Here is a 22,419-nt window from a genome sequence, read left to right on the forward strand (position 1 = left end):
ATAAAAAAGCTTAGATAAGTGTTTTCAGCATTATGCAGCAGGGCTGTTTGCTTCAACCAATGGCTTAAGCTCGCCTGATTGATACATTTGCAAAATAATGTCTGATCCGCCCATCAATTCGCCGTCAATCCACAACTGTGGAAAAGTCGGCCAATTAGCCACTTTAGGTAACGTCGCACGGATTTCTGGGTTTTCTAAAATATTTACAAACGCAAATGGGCGACCGATTTGAGTAAGAACTTCAATCGATTTAGCAGAAAAGCCACACTGCGGAAATTGCGGCGTGCCTTTCATATAAATAATAACTTTATTGTCACGGATTTGATCACGGATCAATTGTTCAACGTCGTTTGCAGCAGTATTTGGGGTTTGCTCACTCATAAAAGCTCCTATTGATAAAGCGGTTCATTGAAAACAGTGATTGATATTACAAAATGATTGAGAAAAGAGATGGCTGATACATGGGGCAAGCGCCACGGTATTACAAGTACAACTCTATAGACTATATATAAAATCTGCATATATAAAATCTACGCGCAACTGACCAAGTCAATATGACTCGGAGTGCTCAAGCAGCGATGACACCCGATCCAAGCTATCTAGATTCGACAACATTAGGGACTAATAATACCACGGCATTGGCCATAATGCCCTCTTGCCGACCGGTAAAGCCTAACTTTTCAGTGGTGGTGGCTTTAACGCTGATATTATTGACCGCCGTCTGCAAATCACTGGCAATATTATCACGCATGGCTTGACTGTGCGGTGCCAGATTTGGACGCTCACACATCACAGTGATATCAGCGTTGCCTAGACTATAACCAGCCTCTTGCACTTTACTGTAGACATAACGTAGCAGCACCCGCGAGTCCAAACCTGCATGGGCAGCATCTGTATCAGGAAAATGCTGACCGATATCGCCAAGCGCCAATGCGCCAAGCAGTGCATCGGCAAGCGCATGCAGCACCACATCTCCATCAGAGTGTGCCAGCAAACTGTGCGTGTGTTCAATAGGCACACCTGCTAGCACCACATATTGCTGCTGCTGACCATTATTGTGAAAAGCGTGAACGTCGATACCTTGACCAATTTTTATCATTATTATTCCAAGATGAGTGAAACGTGATTAAAATAATTCAAAACCACCATCTAAATTTCTAAAGCGATTTTACTAATGCCTAGACACCATCGGTCGCCACCAGTTTCAATTAACTGGTATAATATGACATTTATTTTATCATAATACCAGATCCAAAAGATAAGCTGACGTCGTTCTGCTAAGACTACCTATTGTAGCAATGGCATAATTTTTGGCGTCAATATCTATTTTGGAGAACGTACAAATAGTTGAGCCACTTTATGTCAGCCATACAAGATACCTCAAGCATAGCCGTTTCTGAGTCTTTCACGCCTCATCGTCCATTAACACTTGCCGATATCGAGAATCCTAGCGCCAAGCACGTGATTGTCGGTATGTCAGGTGGCGTCGATTCTTCTGTATCAGCCGTTTTACTTCAGCAAGCAGGCTTTAAAGTCGAAGGTCTGTTTATGAAGAACTGGGAAGAAGATGACGGCACCGAATACTGTACGGCAATGGATGATTTAGCGGACGCACAAGCGGTATGTGACAAAATCGGTATGAAGCTACATACGGCCAATTTCGCCATGGAATATTGGGATCGGGTTTTTGAGCATTTTTTAGCGGAATACAAAGCAGGACGCACGCCCAATCCAGATATTTTGTGCAACAAAGAAATCAAGTTTAAAGCGTTTTTAGACTATGCTTTGACGCTGGGTGCAGATTATATCGCCACCGGTCACTACACGCGCCGTAGTATGAACTATACGAATGCTAATGGCACTGAGGTTGCGCAGCTATTACGCGGGCTTGATAACAATAAAGACCAAAGTTACTTTTTACATGCGGTTGGCGGCGATAAAATCGCTAAGACACTGTTCCCAGTCGGTGAGCTTGAAAAACCAGTGGTTCGTCAAATCGCTGAAGAACATGATCTTATTACTGCCAATAAAAAAGATTCAACGGGTATTTGCTTTATTGGTGAGCGCCGTTTTAAAGACTTTTTACAACAGTACTTGCCTGCCCAAAAAGGCGATATCGTCACTGACGATGGTCATACTATTGGTACGCATGACGGGCTAATGTATTATACCTTAGGTCAGCGTGGTGGTATTGGTATTGGCGGTGTCAAAGATCGCCCAGAAGAGCCTTGGTTTGTATTGGCAAAAGACTTGGATAACAACCGTTTGATCGTTGGACAAGGTCATGAGCATCCCATGATGCTGAGTAATGAGCTGCAAGCTTATAAGCTCGATTGGGTCGATGGTTTACCGCCTGCAGATATATTTAGCGAAGATGGCTTACGTTGTATGGCAAAATCGCGCTACCGTCAGCCAGACCAAGCGTGCCGAGTGTTTGCTGTTGATGATAAAGGTTTAGAAGTACGAGTGATATTTGATGCGCCGCAACGGGCAGTGACGCCAGGTCAATCAGCAGTATTTTATATCGATGAGGTTTGTTTGGGCGGCGGTGTCATTGCCTCTATTGACGCGCCTTGCGGGATTTGACATCTCATTTAACATTAATTAATACAATGATTTGTCTTTTTTTAGGATACTGAATGACCGCTCGCCTTTTCGCCTTGCTGAATATCTCATTTTCTTGTTCGATATGGCTGAAGCGAGGTCTTACGCTTACTTTCATTGCTGCGTCATTTAGTGCACAGTCAGCACCAGCAGAGATGGGGAGTATTACGGTTACCAGCTCTGATGCTTCGGCTGGTAGTGCTTCTGGCACATATGTAGCAGCAGGTTCTGGTGCTACTGGTCGTTTTACTTTGGTTCGCAATGAAAATATTGGTTATAGCAGTAATGCTGAGATAACACCATCTAGTGGTACGCGTACCAATGGTATTGAGATCAGGAATGATTCTAATACTAGTATTGATAGAGATAAATTTAAGTACACTTTTACTATTACGCCTAATGATAACGCCTCTATACATACCATAAAAATTGGGCAAGCCAGTTATTCAGTGGGTGGCAACTCAGAGATTGCACGTCAAACATTAAGCTTTACCCAAAATAGTCAAATTAGTACACCTGCGCAAGCTACTATCAGAAATAATCCAAACATCCCCTATTTTTATAATGCCATGGGTGATTATTTTATGGGTAAAAAACTGGCTGGAAATAGCTTTAGCTCTAACAATACGGTTACCTTGCCACAGCTACGCTTCGATAGCTCAAATGGTGGGGATAGCGGCTTATATTATTACGGGATCACTGCGCTTAACGGTAGTGGTAATAGTAGCTCGTTTACGCCTACTACCAATAGTAGTGGACAAGTATCTTTTGCTTCTGGTCAAAAAAGAGGCACCTTGCCCCCTATGCCTACTTTTACCAATATTCTAAAAGAAACCTCTACCAGTCCCAATAATCAGACGACTTATCGGGCATTGAACGTAAATGACATCATAGCTAATAATAGCAGCTACGTCAGCTATGGTATCGCTAATGCGGACAGCAACTATGTTCTTGCGGTTAAGAATGCCAAGACTATCATCTTAACTTACGAAGGCATCATGAGAGGTAATAGTGCTATTGAAGCGGATGTGGTTGGAGAAACCTATAACGAATGGATCAGCTTTGGGGTAGAAAGTGAACCGTTGAATTACGTCTTTTCAGGCACTGTATTCAATGATAATGGCGGTATAAATGATAGCGACATCAATGTCAAAAAAGATAACGCTACGATAGACAGCGGTATATATAACAATACCAACTTCTTCAATGGTACTTTTGACTCTGCTGAAAGTGGTATTGCAGGTAGCACAGTCAAGCTGGTTGACTGTACAACCAATGCTCCTCTTGAAACTATCAATACTCCTACTAATATTGTCGGTAAATATGAGATTAAAATACCTATCGCTTCTCTAACTGGCAAAAGTACTGTCTGCCTGATTGAAGAAAATAGTGGTAGCACTTATCCCATTCGTACTACTAATGAAAAAACGGTTATTTCCTTGACTACTAACAAGTATAACTATGAAAATAATAACTTTGGCAGAGTGATTGATAAAAACGTAGCTTTAGTCCTTGAAAAAGAACAAGCACTTAACGATTGCAAAATCGCCTCATTGTTACCAAATCTAGAAAACCAGCTTGCCTATAGTAAAGCCGCCCTATCTGAAGTAACTCCAGGACAATGTATTGCCTACAAAATTACTGCGACCAATCGAGCCAACCTTAGTATCAATCACTTTGTTCTACAAGACGTCTTGCAAGAAAGAAATGTAAATGGCGCGATAGTGACGTCAAAACTTGCGAATCCAATCCACCAAGCAAGCGAATATGCCGCAGACAGTGTCGCTATCGGCAATAACGGTACTGTCAAAACGGTAACCTCAATTTTAGATCCAAGGACAAAACGTAGTTTTTACTTTAATACTAAGTATGGCTCGACACACTCTAATACACCCGATACCCCTTAATAATCGCGTTATATGCATATTTTGATTTTATCAACGGCTACATTTGCTACACTACCCGTATTTTTTTGACCACAGTCTTATATGATGTGTTCATTTGTGGGATTTCACAGTTTTCATCACTTTTACTTTTTTAATTTAAAGGCATTATTATGAACTTACTTACCGCACTCTCCCCAATCGATGGTCGTTACGCCTCCAAAGCTGACAGCTTGCGTCCTTATTTATCAGAATTTGGTCTCATTAAAGCCCGCGTCACTGTCGAGATTCGCTGGTTACAGTCATTGGCAGATAACAATGCGATTGGTGAATTGGCAGCATTTGATACCGATACCAATGCCTTTTTAAACAGTATCGTTGATGACTTTAGTGAAGCAGATGCCCAAGCCATCAAAGACATCGAAGCGACGACCAATCATGATGTAAAAGCAGTCGAGTACTTCATCAAAGACAAGTTCCGTGGTCAGGCAGCGCTTGAGGATTCATTAGAATTTATTCATTTTGCGTGTACTAGTGAAGATATCAACAACTTGTCTTATGCGTTAATGCTAAAAGACAGCCGCGAGATTGTGGTTGCGAAAATGCAGCAATTGACTGATAGCATCGTGAATTTGGCGATTGCTCATGCCGACCAACCCATGCTATCACGCACCCATGGTCAAACCGCTAGCCCAACGACGCTTGGTAAAGAAATGGCAAACGTCGCTTATCGCCTAGCCCGTCAAATTAAGCAAGTGAATCAAGTAGAGCTATTGGGTAAAATCAATGGCGCGGTTGGTAACTATAACGCTCATTACGCCTCATATCCTGATGTTGATTGGCAAGCACATGCAGAACGCTTCATTGATGAAAGCCTTGAGCTGACTTTTAACCCTTATACCACGCAAATTGAGCCACATGATTATATCGCTGAGCTATTTGATGCTGTCAAACGTTTTAATACCATTCTAATCGATTTTAACCGTGATATTTGGCAATATATTAGCTTAGGCTATTTTAAACAGCGCCTAAAAGATGGTGAAGTTGGTTCTTCTACCATGCCGCATAAAGTCAACCCGATTGATTTTGAAAACTCTGAAGGTAACTTGGGCGTTGCGAACGCGATGCTGGCTCATTTGGGTGAAAAACTGCCTATTTCGCGTATGCAGCGTGATTTATCAGACTCTACCGTACTTCGTAATATCGGTGTTGGTCTGGCGCAAAGTATGATTGCTTATGATGCTTGTTTAAAAGGTGTCAGCAAACTTGAATTGAATGCCCAGCGTTTGAATGATGACTTAGATAATGCACAAGAAGTATTGGCAGAGCCGATTCAAACGGTTATGCGTCGCTATCGTGTTGAAAACCCATATGAGAAGCTTAAAGCGCTGACTCGTGGTAACGCCATGACTCGCGAAGCCATGCTAACATTCGTTGAAAGTGATGAGCTATCTGCGGTGAGCGATGCGGATAAAGCGCGCCTACGTGAGATGATACCAGCCACTTATATCGGTAATGCGGCGGAGCAAGCGCGCACGATTAAAGAGTGGATTGCTAAGATTTAACTGGCAACGCGCTTATCTTTATGAAATGTAAAAAAGATATAAACGAGCATTCATTTATATCTTTTTAAAAAAACCTTACTCTAAACACTATGATTTTTTTAAATACATAGTTAATGGGTGAGGTTTTATTCTTTATCGTCTTCATCTTTTTTATCACTGCTATCACCCGGTATGATCGCTTTGGTAACAGCAACAGTGCCTTTAACGACACCTTTAGTGGTTTTGTAGGCGACTTTTACAGGTACGGTGACGATTTTATGCACACAAGCTTGCAGCATAAACATACTGGCGATAATAACGATAAACTGTAATTTTTTCATAAATTTCCTACGGATAATGAGAGGCACTGATGGCTATATTTTGACCATCAGCTAGACGTTAATCATAAACCAATATATGTCAGCTATAAAGCACTGTTCTAGTTTTATATTCTGTCTACTTTGATATCCTTTCTACTTAAACACACGGATCTACCCATGACTTCTATACCGCTTTGTTTACCCGACTCTATCACGCCTGAGCAATTTTTAAGCGAATACTGGCAAAAAAAGCCACTCTTAATTAAACAAGGCTTACCACAGCTAATTGGCATGTTTGAGCCTGACGACATGCTTGGTCTAGCCCTAGAAGAAGACGCCTCGGCGCGCTTACTAACTCAAGCAGCAAGTAAAAAAGAAGGTCAGGCGCAGTGGCAACTTAAAAAAAGCCCATTGACTGAAACTGATTTCGATAACTTACCTGAGCAATGGACGGTATTGGTGCAGAATATGGAACAGTGGTCGCCTGAGCTTGGTCAATTGTGGCAAGCCTTTGACTTTATTCCACAATGGCAACGTGATGACATCATGGTTTCTTATGCGCCAAAAGGTGGTTCAGTCGGCAAACACTATGATGATTATGATGTGTTTTTAGCGCAAGGGTTTGGGTCTAGACGTTGGCAACTGGGCAAATTCTGTGATAAAAATACCGAGTTTGTCGCCGATGAGCCGATTCGCCTCTTTGATGACATGGGTGAGATTATTTTTGATGAAATATTAGAAGCCGGTGACGTACTTTACGTACCGCCGAAGCTGTCGCATTTTGGTGTGGCACAAGACGATTGCTTAACCTTTTCATTTGGCTGCCGTCGTCCTAACTTGATGCAAATCATCGACAACTTAGCTGATATCGCCACCAACGATAGCGATTTATTTATCCCAATGCTGTTGCCACAAGCGCTGCAAGCGTCAGGTGAATTGCAAGCGAGCAGCATCAATGCGATCAAAGATCAGCTATTACAAATGCTACAGTCTGAGCGTGGTGATGATATCATTCGTCAAGCAGTTTCTGAAGTCGTCAGCAAACGCCAGTATGATGCGCTGATGCCAGAGGATACACTAGATACGGATGAGCTCATGCAAGCTCTAGCAGAAGGTGCCACCTTGCAAGCGGATTATAGCAATCGTTTGCTCTATAGCCAGACTAATGATGGCATTGTGCTATATGCCAATGGTCAGCGCATTGACGGGCTTGATGATACAACAGTAGCGGTATTGGTGCGTTTGGCTAATGGCGAACACCTAAATAGTCAAGATGTCACCGATGTCGATGCAGATGATTTGAGCGAATGGCTAGAGAACGGCTGGGTGTGGATTGATATTGCTGAATAATATCTATTAATCAGACATTAATCAAATAACGCAAATAAAAAAAACCGCTATCTGACAATTATTCAGATAGCGGTTTTTTCTTATAAATCGTATTTGGTATTTATAGCTATACCAATCACTGCTTAGCACTTATCAAAACGGATATAAAAGCCAAGCGGGTTTGTAATTAATACGGTTATTCTGTACCAAGTTCAAGCAAGCTAGCATTACCACCGATCGCTGTGGTATTGATTGTTTTTACACGCTCAGTGACAAAACGATGCAAATAATCAGGCGTTAGCATCTCTAACAAGCCTTCCATATCGGTGACACTAATGACTTGCGTTAAGATACCGTCTGTATTGGCAAGCTCTTGGCTGATAGCCTGCACTTCGCTTCGATTACCAGAGACTGCAACCTGTGCCAGACGATCGATATATAAAAGCGTAACGGTTTGCGAGTCATTCGCCACACTCAATACATCTTCGCTGATACCTGTATCATATAGTATCTTGGCAGCTTCATTGCACATCTCATCTTGGCTTGGGCAATGCAGGATGACTTCATTACCTGTCAATAGTGCTGCTACCAGCTGTCCCAATACTGCCATGGCTCTAGCAGATTCACCACCAATAACCATGGTCTTACCACGACCAGTGACATATAGATCGTTGGACTCACCAGTTGCACCAGTCATGCGATGCACCTCATCCAAGCTAGGCGCGGCGCTCAATAGATGATTGAACAAACGCTTTGCTTTATTGGCGTCACCAGTCAGCAGCGCCAATTTTGGAATAGCCGCTTGCAGATATGTTGCGCGATTCACTGCGCCAAGTAATCGCCAAGATTCACAAACCTGGGCATGATTTTTTTTGAATTCAGTCGCCATGTTGCTTCCCCTTATGCGAGTTCTGTTTGAGTGGTGGTTTGGGTAGTAGTATTAGCAGTTGTCTGGTTGCCGCTATTTGACTCTAAGCTAAGCTGCATCAAACGTGCGACATAATGCGGGCCACCAGCTTTAGGACCCGTGCCAGACAGACCACAACCACCGAATGGTTGTACGTTTACGACGGCACCGATTTGGTTGCGGTTGATGTAAGTATTACCTACAAACGCACGGCGCTCGATGTGCTCAACGGTATTTTCGATACGACTATGAATACCCAAGGTCAAGCCAAAGCCTGTCGCGTTGATGGCATCAATCAACTTATTCAGATCACGTGCTTGATAACGCAGTACGTGTAGAATCGGACCAAAGTGCTCACCACCGATGACATCTATGGTTTTCACTTCGATCGCTGTTGGCAATACAAAGGTAGACTGTTCTTGACTGACAACTGAGCTTGAGCTCATTGGCGTCTGTGCCAAGATAGTCGCCGTTGGCTCAGCGTCCATACGCTCGATATGCGCTTCAAGACTACGTTTGGCATCCGCATCAATCACTGGGCCCACATCTGTAGCAGCATATAAAGGATTGCCGACCGATAGCTCAGCCATATTACCTTGTAATAGCTCAATTAAATTATCAGCCATTTCTTCTTGCACGCACAATATACGACAAGCTGAGCAACGCTGACCTGCTGAACCAAATGCAGATAAAACAGCGTCTCTAACCACTTGTTCTGGCAATGCCGTTGAATCAACGATCATAGCATTCTGACCACCAGTTTCAGCGATAAAGACAGGTAACTCACCACTGGCTTGTGCATGATCATTTAGGCTTTGGTTAATACGTTGAGCCGTTTGGGTTGAACCCGTAAATATCACACCTGCTATATTGTCAGCCGCTGTCAATGCACCACCAACATCGCCAGCACCGATCACTAACTGTAAGGCTTGTGTTGGTACGCCTGCTTGGTACATTAGCTGAGCACCAAAATGGGCAATCAAGCTGGTTTGTTCGGCAGGTTTCGCCACCACCGTATTACCTGCTGCTAGCGCCGCTACGATTTGACCCGTATAGATAGCCAATGGAAAGTTCCATGGACTAATACAGACAAAGGTACCACGTGCTTTATAAACTTGACGAGATTGCTTGCCAGCCAAATCGGTGAATTCATGCACGACGTCGTCTAGACGCTCTGTTTCATCGGCATAAAAACGGCAGAAATCAACCGCTTCTTTGATTTCATCAATACCGTCTTGAAGGGTTTTTCCCGCTTCGATTTGGCATAGCGCCATTAGCTCAGCGTAGTTTTCTTCATAGAGATCCGCTATCTTACGCAATATTTCAGCACGCTTAGCAGCTGATACTGCTTGCCAGACACTTTGCCCTGCCACTGCCGCATCGATTGCTTGACCAGCTATTTCAGCATTGGCATAAGTGACTTCACCAGCACTTACTTCGTGGTTCCAAGGTGCACGTACGGTTTGAGTCTCAAGCTTATGTGTTACGCCATTTACTTCATATTCATCAACTGCTTTGCCCTTGACGACGGACGTCGCTGACCAAGTTTTATGCAAATGGCTATCGATAGCAGATTTAAAGGGCAGCCATTGTGACTCTACGAATATATTAGGGCCAAAACTGGCACGGCGCGCACCATAAATCTCTAACGGCAACGGAATCTCTGGATTGTGCAATGTCGCATTGGCCAGTAGCTTGTCATAAGGATGTACTGTCAGCTTTTCAATCGGATAAGACTTGTCTAGCAGCTGATGGACAAACGAGCTGTTGGCACCGTTTTCGAGCAAGCGACGTACCAAGTACGGCAGTAAGTCTTTATGCGCGCCAACTGGGGCATAAATACGTACCGGAATTTTATACGCTTGTAAGATATGATCATAAAGAGCATCGCCCATACCGTGCAAACGCTGAAACTCAAAGTCTCTATGCTTACTCATGGTCATAATTGACGCTAGGGTGTGCGCATTGTGTGTCGCAAACTGTGGCCAAATCAAGCCTCGCAGATGATCTGACAATAAGAAACGCGCACAGGCAAGGTAAGCAGTATCCGTGCCTTCTTTGCGTGTCCAGACAGGATAGCCTGACAGACCTTTTTGCTGGGCAAGCTTGATCTCAGTATCCCAATAGGCACCCTTTACCAGACGTACTGGAATACGATCTCCCACCTCAGTCGATAGACGAGCCAGCCACACCAAAATAGCGATGGCGCGCTTAGAGTAACCTTGCACGACCAAGCCAAGACCATCCCAGTCAGCCGTCAAATTGTCACGGTACAAAGACTCAAACAGTTTTAAAGAAATTTCAAGGCGGTCGGCTTCTTCGGCATCGATACTAAGGTCAACGTTGACTTCACGTGCCGCTTCGATAAGCAGCAAGCAGCGTTGACGCAATAAACCCATGACTTGGGCTTCTTGCGTGGCTTCATAGCGAGGGTGCAATGCTGACAGCTTGATAGACACTGATGGCTTAGGCATGCCTTCTTTGACTTTGATACTGGCAGTGGCTCTGATCGCATGCAGGTAGTCATTGAAGTATTTTTCAGCGTCTTTATGCGCAATAGCCGCTTCACCGAGCATATCAAACGAATAGGTATAGCCTTTATTACGATAAGGTTGGCTATTTTTATTGGCGTCTTCGATGGTCTCGCCCAATACAAACTGATGACCCATGATACGCATGGCTTTTTGCATGGCACTACGAATGACAGGTTCACCCATCTTTTTAGTCATGCGATCCAAAAAGCCTGATGCTGTGGTGCTACTATCAATACTGACGACACGACCAGTCATCATCATGCCCCATGTTGAGGCATTGACCATAAAACCGTTGTCATTTTTGATGTGCTTTTTCCAATCAGCCACACTCATTTTGTCATGAATCAACGCATCAGCAGTATAATTGTCTGGCACTCGAATCAAGGCTTCTGCCAAGCTCATCAGCAAGATACCTTCTTGGGTATCAAGACTATACTCAAGCAGTAATGAGTCGACCATCTTGACCGCTTTGCCATCATTACGTACATGCTCAACCAGCTGGCGCGTTTGCTCAGCAGCGGCGTCACGTTCTTCTGTGCTGGGTTCAGCAAGTGGCAATAATTTGGACAACCAGCGCTCTTCATCAACGCTATACAACGGCGAAATACGGGCGTGCAGAGTTTCTGCCGACTGGGCAATATAATCTGGCGATAGCAAATCGACAGGATTAAACAAAATCGGCTCTTGCGGGGTAAACTGGTCTACTGGGTTCATAACAACTCCATAACTATCGTTTAAAAACCATCATAAATAGTGCTTTAGGAAGTCTGATCGTCTGGTATAACTAGCCATCACCATCATTCATTTAGATGACGGCTATCGATAGATACTTATAACAATAATCAAAAGTCCAAACGGCGCCATCACAAAACGAGAAAATCCAGCATAGGCTGGAAGCGGTTAAGTAGGTCGTTCGACTGTTAAACGGGCTACGTTAACAATACAAAGGCAACAACGAACAGCTAAGCGGCATTAGTGCCTTCTTCTTGTTTGTAGTGAAAGGAGTGTGATGATCAGATATCGCTATTAAAACGAAAAAATCGCTTTAGCAAAAAAATCTGCCATCTTGGGTGCTGCTAATTCACTGTAAGAAAAACCTCTACGGCGTTGATTGAGGTGATGCGCTTAACTCGGCTATAATATCATGAAAAAAATTTTCAAACTAACGATATTGCTTATTTTCACAAATTAATATATTTCTAAAAAACAATCAGTTAACAGCACTTTATCCCTTATGACGCACTGGTTATACTTTTCTATTTACTATTGGCGATTAATTATTTTATTAAATCAAACACTTGAATATATTTAGGGAAATTTGAGCCATTTTAAATCAAAAAAAACCCCTTTATCGTTTCCGAATAAAGAGGAATTTAACGTAACAAAACTCAAAAGCAGTAAAGTAATATCGAACGCTCACCGCATCCTAGTAAAACTTATAAAACCACCAACTTGGTCAGCAAAATAACCGTCAATACCCAAACTGGGATCGTAATTTCAGAGAATTTACCGGTCATCAGTTTTACCGCGGTAAAAGTGATAAAACCAAGCGCAATACCATCAGCGATAGAGTACGTCAGCGGGGTCAATAACAGAACAACCGCTACAGGAGCCGCTTCTGTCAAATCTTCCCAGTTGATTTCTTTTAGGGTAAATAACATCAGTACCGACACATAGAAAATCGCGCCAGCTGTGGCGTAAGCAGGAATCATACCAGCCAATGGTGCAAAGAAAATACTCAGCACAAACAATACGCCAACCGTCACTGCCATCAGACCTGTACGACCACCTGATGCTACTCCAGAAGCACTCTCAATATAACTGGTAGTCGATGACGTACCCAACATTGCACCAGCGACCGTAGCAGCAGAATCCGCCAGTAACGCTTTGTCCATATTAGGAATATTGCCGTCTTTATCAATTAAACCTGCTTTATTGGCAATACCAACCAAACTACCTGTCGTATCAAATAAATCGACGAATAAGAAGGCAAAAATAACGCTGATCATACCAACGTCAAAGGCACCGGCAATATCAAGCTCCATCAATGTTGGTGTGATAGATGGCGGCGCAGACATGATGCCAGCAAACTGTGTATGGCCTGTCAACAAGCTAATCACGGTGATAACCAAGATACCAATCGTCACGGCACCTGGGACTTTTTTATAGACCAAACCAATAATAATAAAGAAACCCAAAGCAGCCATCATAGGCGCAAATGAGGTCATGTCACCTAGCATTACCAATGTCGCATCACGACCGACAATGATACCTGAGCTCTGTAGCGCAATAAATGCTAAGAAAGCACCAATACCTGCCACAATACCTTGCTTAAGGCTGTTTGGAATGGCATTGATAACCCATTCGCGAATCTTAAACAAACTCAAAATGATAAACAAGCAACCCGATAAGAAAACAGCACCTAGCGCAGTTTGCCAAGCGTAGCCCATACCCAATACAACACCGTAAGTAAAAAAGGCGTTCAAACCCATACCTGGTGCGAGTGCCACCGGGAGTCTGGCATAGATACCCATAATAAAGCAGCCTATTGCCGCTGCTAAACAGGTAGCAACAAATACCGCCCCTTTATCCATACCAGCTTCCGCCAATACGTTGGGGTTGACAAAGATGATATAAGCCATGGTTAAAAAGGTAGTTATACCGGCAAGGATTTCCGTTTTGACTGTGGTGTTTTCACCATTAATACCAAAATAGCGTTCAATTGCATTCATAAGTGTCGCGCCCAGCTTGCTAGTGAAAGAACAAATTTATTGATGCCTAAAATAAATATGACGTCAGCCAATGGATGGCGACGTCATTATCAAAAGACAGCGGTAACAAGGTGCAACATTTTAGAGAAGTTGCGGTACAAATTCAATCATTACCAGTGCCTTATGGGTACAAACCCACCTTTTCAGTCAATTGAGACATAACAGCCAGACAATATTTCAGACATCCGCATATAAATTAATCTTATACTATGAATTGTACAAACAGCTGTTAATTATTTGGTATTTAACACTTTAACAAATGACCTTTTCAACATTTAGCAGTACACTAGGCGGCTGATAGCAATATGCATCATGACTGTCATATTATATTTTCGTTATTAAAGATCCTATCTGGTCTGCGTGTCGCGCCATGCCAGCTATTATTAATTACCCATGAGTCCCATACATGCCTGAATCATTAAATATTATCGACCTTATTACCCAAGCCAGTCTCTTGGTGCAGATTGTGATGGCATTATTGTTATTGGCGTCTTTACTTAGCTGGGTAATTATCTTTCGTATGAGCGCGCGGCTTGGTACGGCCAAAAATTTCGATCAACAGTTTGAAACTTGGTTTTGGTCAGGTGAAGACTTAGCCAAGCTTTATCAAGGCGTACAAGGCTCGCCTGAACGCCAAGGACTTGAGCAAATATTTTATGTGGGATTTTCTGAATACTTAAGAATGCATAAAAAGCGCCAACCCAAGGATGACATCATCGATGGTGTTGAGCGCAAGCTACGAGTCGGTTTAGGACGTCAGCAGCAACTATTAGAATCCGGACTAACCACGCTAGCGAGCATTGGCTCAGTCGCGCCTTATGTTGGATTGTTCGGTACAGTTTGGGGCATCATGAACGCCTTTTTAGGGTTGTCACAAACGGAACAAGCGACCCTCGCCTCTGTCGCACCTGGTATTGCCGAAGCACTAATAGCAACCGCTATGGGCTTGTTTGCAGCGATTCCTGCCGTACTGGCGTATAACCACTTTACCGCCAAATCTAGTCGCTTGTACGATTCACGTGCTTTATTTTGTGATGAAATGACGGGCATGCTCCAGCGCGAGACCAGTGCAGAAAGCACTGTTGGTAGAGAAAATATCGCTACGAGAGAAACGACATCTACTGCCAATCAGGCACAAGGACTATGAAATCATGAAACAGAGTCCCTATCGCCGTGAAAAAAAAGCGCTAAATGCGGAGATGAATGTCGTTCCTTATATCGATGTGATGTTGGTGCTGCTCGTCATATTTATGGTCACAGCGCCCATGCTGATTACGGGCGTCGATGTTGACTTGCCAAAAGAGCAAACCAATACCATGAGCCAAAGCCAACTACCCGTCATTGTGTCCTTGACCGATAGTGGCGATATTTTTATCAGCTATGAGAATAATGTTGACTTGCCTATCAGTGAGCCAGAATTGATTGATACGCTCGCCAATCTGCAAAGCCAAAGCAGCAATGTAGGCGCTCAGCCCGTACAAGTGATGATTAATGCCGATCGAAACAATCAATATGGCGCTATCATGACACTCATGGCCACCTTACAACAAGCAGGCATTCAAAAGGTGGGATTATTAACAGGCGCACCCTTGCCCACACCATCATTGTAATAAATCCTATTCCTCGCTCAGCTTGCTATAATAAAGTAGATAATTTGATGAACCTCGTCCTTGAGTATCTTTACCATGCATAATGCTCCTGTCGTTTATGTACCGACCCAACCTGAAGGCAATGGGCTAACATTGCCTACGCTACTTAGCGTGCTGGCACATGGTCTCGTGATTGGGATACTCGTTTATACTTATCAACATACTAAAACCGACACTGTGGAAAGTATTGAGACGGTCATGGTCTCCCCTGAGCAATTGGCTGAAATGCAAGGTCAAATCCTTGCCAATCGTGCAGCCGCAGCTAGCGCGATGCAAGCTGAAACTAGCACAAGCAGTGCATCGAGCACCTCATCATCAGAAAGTTTTAGCGATAGCGCCAGTCAGCCAAACTCGCAGCGTGTGCCTGTCTTTACGCGCTCTAACGATCCTGCCAGTCAACCAATGCTGATGAGTGAAGAGCAGCATCAACGCTTACTTGAGCAAAACCAAGACTACGAACGTCGAATGGCGGAGTGGGCAGCACAATTAGATGAGTCGGTGACAGAAGAGCATGGTCAGGTGGAGCAAAACAAAAAAGAACAGCTAATAGAAGAACAAAAACAGCTGGGCGATTTCCGTAATAAACAAAATAACCCGCCAAAGATTACACGCCCGACGGCGACTGATAAAAATTTAAAGATTAATACAGGTGATTCTGGTAGCGCAGATAAAAGCTTTAGCTTGTCAGAAGATGGTGAGTCAACCATATCTGGTGATTCTGCCACCTCTAGTACCGCGAAAGGTAGCTCAAATAGCTCTTCTCGCTCTACCGGTGAGTTCAAAAATGCTATCGCTGATAAGATTGAACGCAACCTTAATGCACCAAATGAGACACAGGGTAAAACCGCTAAAATATCTCTTAAATTAGATACAAGAGGTAACGTACTATCTGCCAAAGCTAGTGGCTCAAATGGAGATTTGAATAGAGAGGTGAATGAAGCCGCGGAAAAAGCAGCTTATGATTCAAGCCCATTGCCAATTGATCTTAATAATCCCGCAAGCTTTGCAAACTTAGTGATTAACGTTACCATTAAATAATTTTTAAAAAATAGTAAAATTGATTCATTATTAATACATCATTAAATTAGGGTATTGACTTATGACATTATCGACCGCTTCTGTTTTACGTATGACACCAATTGCGCTCTTACTTTCTCCTTTATTTTTGTCACCTTTTTACACTGCTAATGCTGAACCAATGGAGATAGATGTAACAGTTGTGGCTCCAAGACAACAAAACCAAGTCGCCTTTGTGCCATTTGCTGGTGATTCTGTATTATCGCCGATTATTCTAAATGATTTAAGCAAAACAGAGCTAAAAGTGACTAGCAAAGATCTACCACAGCAGCCGCGCAGTAGCAGCGAGCTGGCAGGCACATTACCAGTATGGCAAAGCATGGGGATTCCTTATCTAGTGGTCGGCAGCACCCGCAGCAATCGCGGTAAAATAGTAACCGATTACGAAGTGATTGACGTTAAATCTGGTAGAGTAATCGAAGGCAAACAAAGCTTAACGGCTGACAATAATAGAGAAAGCATGCGCTATGCTGGTCACGTCATCGCTGATAAAGTATATGAGCTAATTACTGGTACGCCAGGTGACTTTTCAGGGCGTATTGCTTATATTGAAGAGACTGGTACTGGTAAAGAAAAAGTCTCACGTTTAAAAGTGATGGATGCCGATGGCGAAAATGCCAAAACCATTACTGAAGTAACCGGTTCTATCTTTTCACCAACATGGTCGCCAGATGGCAATCGTATTGCTTATTCTGTACAACGTGATAAATCTTATCCCGTTATTTATGTACAAAGTGTGAGCGGTGGCGGTGCAACCCCGTTAACGCCCTTCCCTGGCAGCAACCTCAGTCCATCATTTTCACCTGATGGCAGCAAGATATTATTTTCTAGCAGCTTTGAAGGTAGCGCAGATATTTATGAGATGAGTGCCAGTGGTGGTCAACCTAGAAGGCTTATCAATTGGCCAAGCAGCGAAGTGCAACCAAGTTATGCGCCTGATGGCAAATCCTTTGTTTTTGTATCAGACAAAACTGGATTTAATAAACCACAGATTTATCGTTATGAGTTTGGTTCAGGACGTACTACTAAGGTATCAAGTAGCGGTTATGCCACTAGCCCGCAATTTAGTAACGATGGCTCACAAATTGCCTTTTTAAGTGGTCGCTCAGCGGCGATCATGAATAGCGGCGGCGCTGTTACTGCTAACTTGGGCAATACGGGTATCGATGAAGCGCCAAGCTTTTCGCCTAATGGTAAGCGTGTCGTTTACGCCTCAAAGCAAGATGGCAAAGGTGTATTAACCATCAAATCATTGAATGGTGGTGAGTCGTTTGGTAAGTCTGGTCAAGGCACGATTCGGTCACCAGTCTGGTCATCGAGTCCTAAATAAATCCTCTTTCTTAATTCATAAAGTCTTGCTCATAAAAAAGCGCCTGATAAATAATTAGGCGCTTTTTTATATTGCGAAGCACGGTCAAATCATTTTGCTCCTAGGATATGCTGGACTATTGTTGTCTAAAATAGTAAATACAATTAATCATCACTCGGATCACCCGCTGATGGATTGGGATGCCGCAGTTTTGCCACATCTTCAGCAGTCACGGTATCGGTAAAACCATTTAGGTCACTGACCACATATTGAGTAACCGCCGCCATCTGCGCATCGTTCATCATTCCATGGAATGAGGGCATGCCACGAAAGCCATTAATCAAGATATCGATGATGTAATACTTTGATTGCATCTTACTGTTATTCGCCAATGGCGGATAATAGCCTGCACCGTAAGCACCCTCGCCTTTGTGCATGTGACAAGCCGCACAAGAGTCGTGATACAGCTTTTTGCCATCTGTCGTCACAAAGCCATTTGTGCCTTCAAACTTTGCGTCCCATTCAGTAATACTTGGGTCGTCTTCCATGTTGGGCAATGAGCTGTCATCGACAATATTGATAGCAGGTGCAGTAAGCTCCTCACGGCTCATATAAACGCCGCCCCACGCACCCGTATTTCGGCTTGCTTGATAGTCATTGGTTGTTAGGGAGTCCTGATCTTGTACACTGGAAACCGTCACTTCATCATCTGGCTGTTGACTACAGCCCAACAGTGCTGCACTGCTTACCCCACTCAGCAGTATCAGCGTCAGCAGTTTGAGTGTCATGTTTTTCATGACTTTTTTCTTCAAGATTACTTTCTCCGCGATTGCCTTCTTCACGATTGCATTGTCCATGATAGCCTCTGAATCTTATAGTTATTTATATAACCCAAGCGTTATTAAACCAGCATTTTTGCTTTTTTATGTAGGCGCTTTGCGGCATCCATACCAGATAAAATAGCGCCTTCTTGCCATGCCGGAATATGTGAGCAATGCTCGCCCGCCAGCACAATACGATTATCAATACTGCACAAGGTGTCGTAATGCTGACGACGGGTCGACTCATTCCAAATACCGTAACAGCCGAGCGTCCATGGGATGCGGTGCCAGACAACTGATGTCCCTGCACGGAATTCTTTTGGATATTGAGGATGGATGTATTTACCATAAGCAAGCGCAACATTAATACGTTCTTGCGGCGTTAAGCTATTAAACTTATAAGAAGTCGGACCATAACCATACGCACCGAGTAGCACGCCCGTACCATCTTTAAACATATTTTGTGAAGGATAAGCAATCTGCGCAATGGGCATATCGGTATAAGTCAGACCACCAAATATCCATTCATCTTCTTCCCAAAAGCGGCGGTTGAACTCTAGACCAACTTTATAAGAGGTCTCATAAGGCACGGCGGCCATCGCCTGCTTCATTGGTTTTGAGACATTGATATCCATCTGCGTCAATACAGTTAATGGAATATTGCACACGCACCAGTCTGCACGAATGGTCTTGGTGGCACCATCTGGGCTGTTGCTGTCTACATAATCGACAGTGACGCCACTGTCATCTTGATGAATTTTAGTGACCTTTGCATTAAACTCAATCATATCGCGGCATTCACGGGTGAAAGCATCACCAATTTTCCCCATACCACCTACTGGCTGAAACATCGTCGGTTGATGACCATAAGTCATATGGTTGCCATAAATATCTGCCCACATACCTGAATCTAGTATCTCACTAATCGGCAACGGTTTTGATGGCGTCGCATCAGGCATCAAGCCACCACCCGGAAACACGCTAAAGCCGCGATGTTTACTGGTCTCATTACTGGCACGGTAACGATAATCTTTATCCAACACCCCCCAGCCTTTTAAACCTTCTAATAGCTTTTCTTTGTCCTCAGTATTGACCGAGCGATCAAGACCACCAACGTTAACTGATTTCGATAGCAGCTCGGCGACATGACCTTGGATATCGTTTTTCACATCACCCAAGCGCTGAGGTACGCCGTCGAAATGAGTACTTCGATGCAAATAAGCGCGATCATTGGTTTGAATAAAGGGCTGCATTTCAACGCCAAACTGTTTGCAATAATGGAAGACGGCATAATGATGGCTTGGCAGACGCCACGGTCCACCATTAAAGTAATTGCCCTCTTCAAAATCACAGGTAACTTCTTCGCCGCCAAGCTCGGTATATTTGTCCCCACTGTTCAATGTCCAGCTACGACCGCCGCCACGATTTTGATATTCGAGCACTTTGACATCGTAGCCTGCTTTACGTAACTCATAAGCCGCGGTCAGCCCGCCAAGACCCGCACCAAGAATGACGATACTAGCGCCAGGAGGTGCACCTTTAAGATCCATGGTCTCTTTAAAACTCGACTCTGACGCAAATCCTAATGTCGTCATCGCCTGATACATCGCGGTCGCGCCCGCTGTTTTACCAATCATCGAGAGCAGTTGGCGCCGCGTTGGTGATTGAAGCATGTCTTTCATAATAATGTCCTTAAAGTAGACGTTCCTGCAAGACGGTAGGCATATATATTATTAATCAACTCGACTTAGTTCTACGTCTGTTTTTCGAGCTGTTGTGCCTTACCATGTTGCCTGTAAATCTTATCCTATAATAAATATGTAAATCGTCTTTATAGAATCAGTGAATTAACGACGGCGCCTAGACCGCAAGATTGCTCGCATAATAAACACAATGATAATAATAGCCACGATGATGCCGATTACTGCCAGTAAGCCCGCATATTTTATTAAAAAAGGCTTATCAGTACCTGTCGTTGCGATACGATCAACATCATTAGCACTCACCTCACTACTGTTGAGACCACCAAAATTCACACGCACATAATTGGTAATACCAGCGATTTGCTCGCTATTTAGCTCATCTGAGAACCCTGGCATGATAGGTGACGTGTTAGTCGCGCCTTCTACCCCATGAAGGATCATATTGACCAGCGCATCAGGTTTCTCACGGCGAATACTGCTGAGTCCAACGATAGGAGCGTAACGCGCATCAGGCTGACCATAACCGTCAACGCCGTGACAGCTACCACAGGCTGCCAAATATAGCGATTCTGGTGAATTGCTGCCATTACTCACCTGCGCTTTGGCTTGGGCTAAATAATCTTTTTGCGCCAGTAAATCATGAGTGATAGATTCGCTAGTGGGTGTGGGCAAACGCGAGACATCAACGGCTGCGACCTTATCATCTGTTTGGATAGCAGGCACCGCTTTTAGATAAGAAGCAATGGCATTCAAATCTTCATTTTTTAAGTAGCGCGTACTATGTGCAACCGCCTCGCCCATAGGACCACCCGCATAGGCACGCTGGTCAAGCTCACCAGTACGTAGATAAGTGACAATATCTTGCTCACTCCAACTACCGATACCGCTCGACTCGTCAGGCGTGATATTTGGTGCATGCCAATGACCAAGCTGAGCACCTGACAGATACATTTTTTTATCGAAGCCCATGGTGCTATTACGCGGGGTATGGCAAGTACCACAGTGCTCTAAGTTATTGACAATATATTCACCACGTTGCTGCATCTCGGTGAGACCATCACGGTTTTCAGTAGACGGGACATTGAGAAAATTCCAGCCAATCATTAAGCTGCGAATGTTAAAGGGAAATGGCAGGTCAGTTTTATATTTCGGTGCTTCATCGATAGCAGGTACGGTTTGCAGATAAGCAAACAACGCACTGATATCTTCTTCTTTCATGCCACTATAAGAAGGATATGGCATGGCAGGGTAAAGCATATGGCTTGGCGTACGACCTTTTTGCAACGCAGTCTTTAAATCCGCTTCGGTATAATCGCCGATACCATAACGTTTAGACGGGGTAATATTGGTTGAGTAGATATCTCCCATCGGCGTTTCGATCGCTGTACCGCCAGTATAATCTTCGCCATGACATGCCATGCAATCGGCCGCACGGGCAATGTAAGCACCGCGATTGACAAGCTCGCTATTGGCTGGACTAATATTAGGTAAACTGGCATTAGGCAAGCTAGCATTGGCTAGGCTGGTATTGACGACGCTTGCGCCTTCAGCCATCGCAGCGCTGGAGGTCATACCGATGACGAGCATCGATAACATCACAGAAAGTGGCTTCATAATATCCTCATATAGCTGGCACCTAGGGTGTTGTAATTATTATTAGTATGAACGATTTAGATGAAACATTTAGTATTGAGCAAGCCTTAATGAGTGACGACTTGTTATACTCAATTGACAGTCCATTAAATGAGGTAGCAAATCATCCAGTAAATGCTTAATAAAATAGCGTGATAAAAGTAATTTCATAAACATAGTTACTAAATGATGTCTACTCACTCTACTAATGTAAGACTATTTCGCTACTATTACTTAATGAGTAACGTATTGGTCTCAAATTTTTACAAAACGTAAAGAACTGCATTATCATTATCAGTTTTTGATAACGTAATATATTTTTTTATATTATAATAA

Annotated in this window: 17 protein-coding genes; 8 read left to right on the top strand and 9 right to left on the bottom strand. The window is 43.6% G+C overall.

Annotated features, from left to right (window positions below; all coding sequences use genetic code 11):
- Nucleotides 1-30: 30 nt before the first annotated feature.
- Nucleotides 31-381 (bottom strand): Grx4 family monothiol glutaredoxin, encoded by a 351-nt coding sequence (gene grxD / locus JMX82_RS02455; protein ID WP_045446215.1) that lies wholly within the window; start codon nt 379-381, stop codon nt 31-33.
- 214 nt (nt 382-595) lie between these two features.
- Nucleotides 596-1,099, bottom strand: coding sequence for a 2-C-methyl-D-erythritol 2,4-cyclodiphosphate synthase (gene ispF / locus JMX82_RS02460; RefSeq protein WP_201539322.1), 504 nt, complete (start codon nt 1,097-1,099; stop codon nt 596-598).
- Between the two features lie 260 nt (nt 1,100-1,359).
- Between ispF and mnmA the strand changes: the two genes are divergently transcribed.
- From mnmA to purB, 3 genes are all read left to right on the top strand, one after another.
- Nucleotides 1,360-2,586, top strand: a complete 1,227-nt coding sequence (gene mnmA, locus JMX82_RS02465; RefSeq protein WP_201539324.1) for a tRNA 2-thiouridine(34) synthase MnmA — start codon at nt 1,360-1,362, stop codon at nt 2,584-2,586.
- A gap of 53 nt (nt 2,587-2,639) precedes the next feature.
- Nucleotides 2,640-4,511 carry a hypothetical protein gene (locus JMX82_RS02470; protein ID WP_201539326.1) on the top strand — a complete coding sequence of 624 codons (1,872 nt, stop codon included), beginning with the start codon at nt 2,640-2,642 and terminating at the stop codon, nt 4,509-4,511.
- Between the two features lie 149 nt (nt 4,512-4,660).
- A complete protein-coding gene (gene purB, locus JMX82_RS02475; protein WP_201539328.1) occupies nt 4,661-6,052 on the top strand; it encodes an adenylosuccinate lyase in 1,392 nt (463 codons plus the stop codon).
- Nucleotides 6,053-6,177: 125 nt separating this feature from the next.
- On the opposite strand, the gene JMX82_RS02480 is transcribed toward purB, so the two are convergent.
- Nucleotides 6,178-6,372, bottom strand: coding sequence for an NF038104 family lipoprotein (locus tag JMX82_RS02480; protein ID WP_109591335.1), 195 nt, complete (start codon nt 6,370-6,372; stop codon nt 6,178-6,180).
- 156 nt (nt 6,373-6,528) lie between these two features.
- Here JMX82_RS02480 and JMX82_RS02485 point away from each other — a divergent pair, with 156 nt between their 5' ends.
- A complete protein-coding gene (locus tag JMX82_RS02485; protein WP_201539329.1) occupies nt 6,529-7,701 on the top strand; it encodes a cupin domain-containing protein in 1,173 nt (390 codons plus the stop codon).
- A 175-nt stretch (nt 7,702-7,876) separates the two neighbouring features.
- Here the strand turns inward: JMX82_RS02485 and JMX82_RS02490 are convergent, their stop codons facing one another.
- The 3 genes from JMX82_RS02490 to JMX82_RS02500 form a co-directional block, all read right to left on the bottom strand.
- On the bottom strand, nt 7,877-8,569 hold the full coding sequence (locus JMX82_RS02490; protein WP_201539330.1) for a 1-pyrroline-5-carboxylate dehydrogenase: 693 nt from the start codon (nt 8,567-8,569) through the stop codon (nt 7,877-7,879).
- A gap of 11 nt (nt 8,570-8,580) precedes the next feature.
- The gene (putA, locus tag JMX82_RS02495; RefSeq protein WP_201539331.1) at nt 8,581-11,835 is read right to left on the bottom strand and encodes a bifunctional proline dehydrogenase/L-glutamate gamma-semialdehyde dehydrogenase PutA; all 3,255 of its coding nucleotides are present in this window, start codon (nt 11,833-11,835) and stop codon (nt 8,581-8,583) included.
- A gap of 722 nt (nt 11,836-12,557) precedes the next feature.
- A complete protein-coding gene (locus tag JMX82_RS02500) occupies nt 12,558-13,853 on the bottom strand; it encodes an NCS2 family permease (protein ID WP_201539332.1) in 1,296 nt (431 codons plus the stop codon).
- Between the two features lie 445 nt (nt 13,854-14,298).
- Between JMX82_RS02500 and tolQ the strand changes: the two genes are divergently transcribed.
- From tolQ to JMX82_RS02520, 4 genes are all read left to right on the top strand, one after another.
- Nucleotides 14,299-15,039: a protein TolQ gene (gene tolQ, locus JMX82_RS02505; RefSeq protein ID WP_201539333.1), complete on the top strand. Its 741-nt coding sequence runs from the start codon at nt 14,299-14,301 to the stop codon at nt 15,037-15,039.
- A gap of 4 nt (nt 15,040-15,043) precedes the next feature.
- Nucleotides 15,044-15,502, top strand: coding sequence for a protein TolR (gene tolR / locus JMX82_RS02510; RefSeq protein WP_201539334.1), 459 nt, complete (start codon nt 15,044-15,046; stop codon nt 15,500-15,502).
- A gap of 75 nt (nt 15,503-15,577) precedes the next feature.
- Nucleotides 15,578-16,579: a TonB C-terminal domain-containing protein gene (locus JMX82_RS02515; protein WP_201539335.1), complete on the top strand. Its 1,002-nt coding sequence runs from the start codon at nt 15,578-15,580 to the stop codon at nt 16,577-16,579.
- A 61-nt stretch (nt 16,580-16,640) separates the two neighbouring features.
- A complete protein-coding gene (locus JMX82_RS02520; RefSeq protein ID WP_201539336.1) occupies nt 16,641-17,948 on the top strand; it encodes a PD40 domain-containing protein in 1,308 nt (435 codons plus the stop codon).
- Nucleotides 17,949-18,091: 143 nt separating this feature from the next.
- On the opposite strand, the gene JMX82_RS02525 is transcribed toward JMX82_RS02520, so the two are convergent.
- From JMX82_RS02525 to JMX82_RS02535, 3 genes are all read right to left on the bottom strand, one after another.
- Nucleotides 18,092-18,724 carry a c-type cytochrome gene (locus JMX82_RS02525; protein WP_201539357.1) on the bottom strand — a complete coding sequence of 211 codons (633 nt, stop codon included), beginning with the start codon at nt 18,722-18,724 and terminating at the stop codon, nt 18,092-18,094.
- A 104-nt stretch (nt 18,725-18,828) separates the two neighbouring features.
- Nucleotides 18,829-20,430: a flavin monoamine oxidase family protein gene (locus JMX82_RS02530; protein WP_060490921.1), complete on the bottom strand. Its 1,602-nt coding sequence runs from the start codon at nt 20,428-20,430 to the stop codon at nt 18,829-18,831.
- Nucleotides 20,431-20,595: 165 nt separating this feature from the next.
- Entirely contained in the window at nt 20,596-22,065 is a 1,470-nt protein-coding gene (locus tag JMX82_RS02535; protein ID WP_201539338.1) for a cytochrome c, read from the bottom strand.
- Nucleotides 22,066-22,419 lie beyond the last annotated feature (354 nt).

Origin of the sequence: Psychrobacter sp. 1044, from assembly GCF_904846525.1 — a bacterium.
In the GTDB taxonomy this organism is placed as follows: Bacteria; Pseudomonadota; Gammaproteobacteria; order Pseudomonadales; family Moraxellaceae; genus Psychrobacter.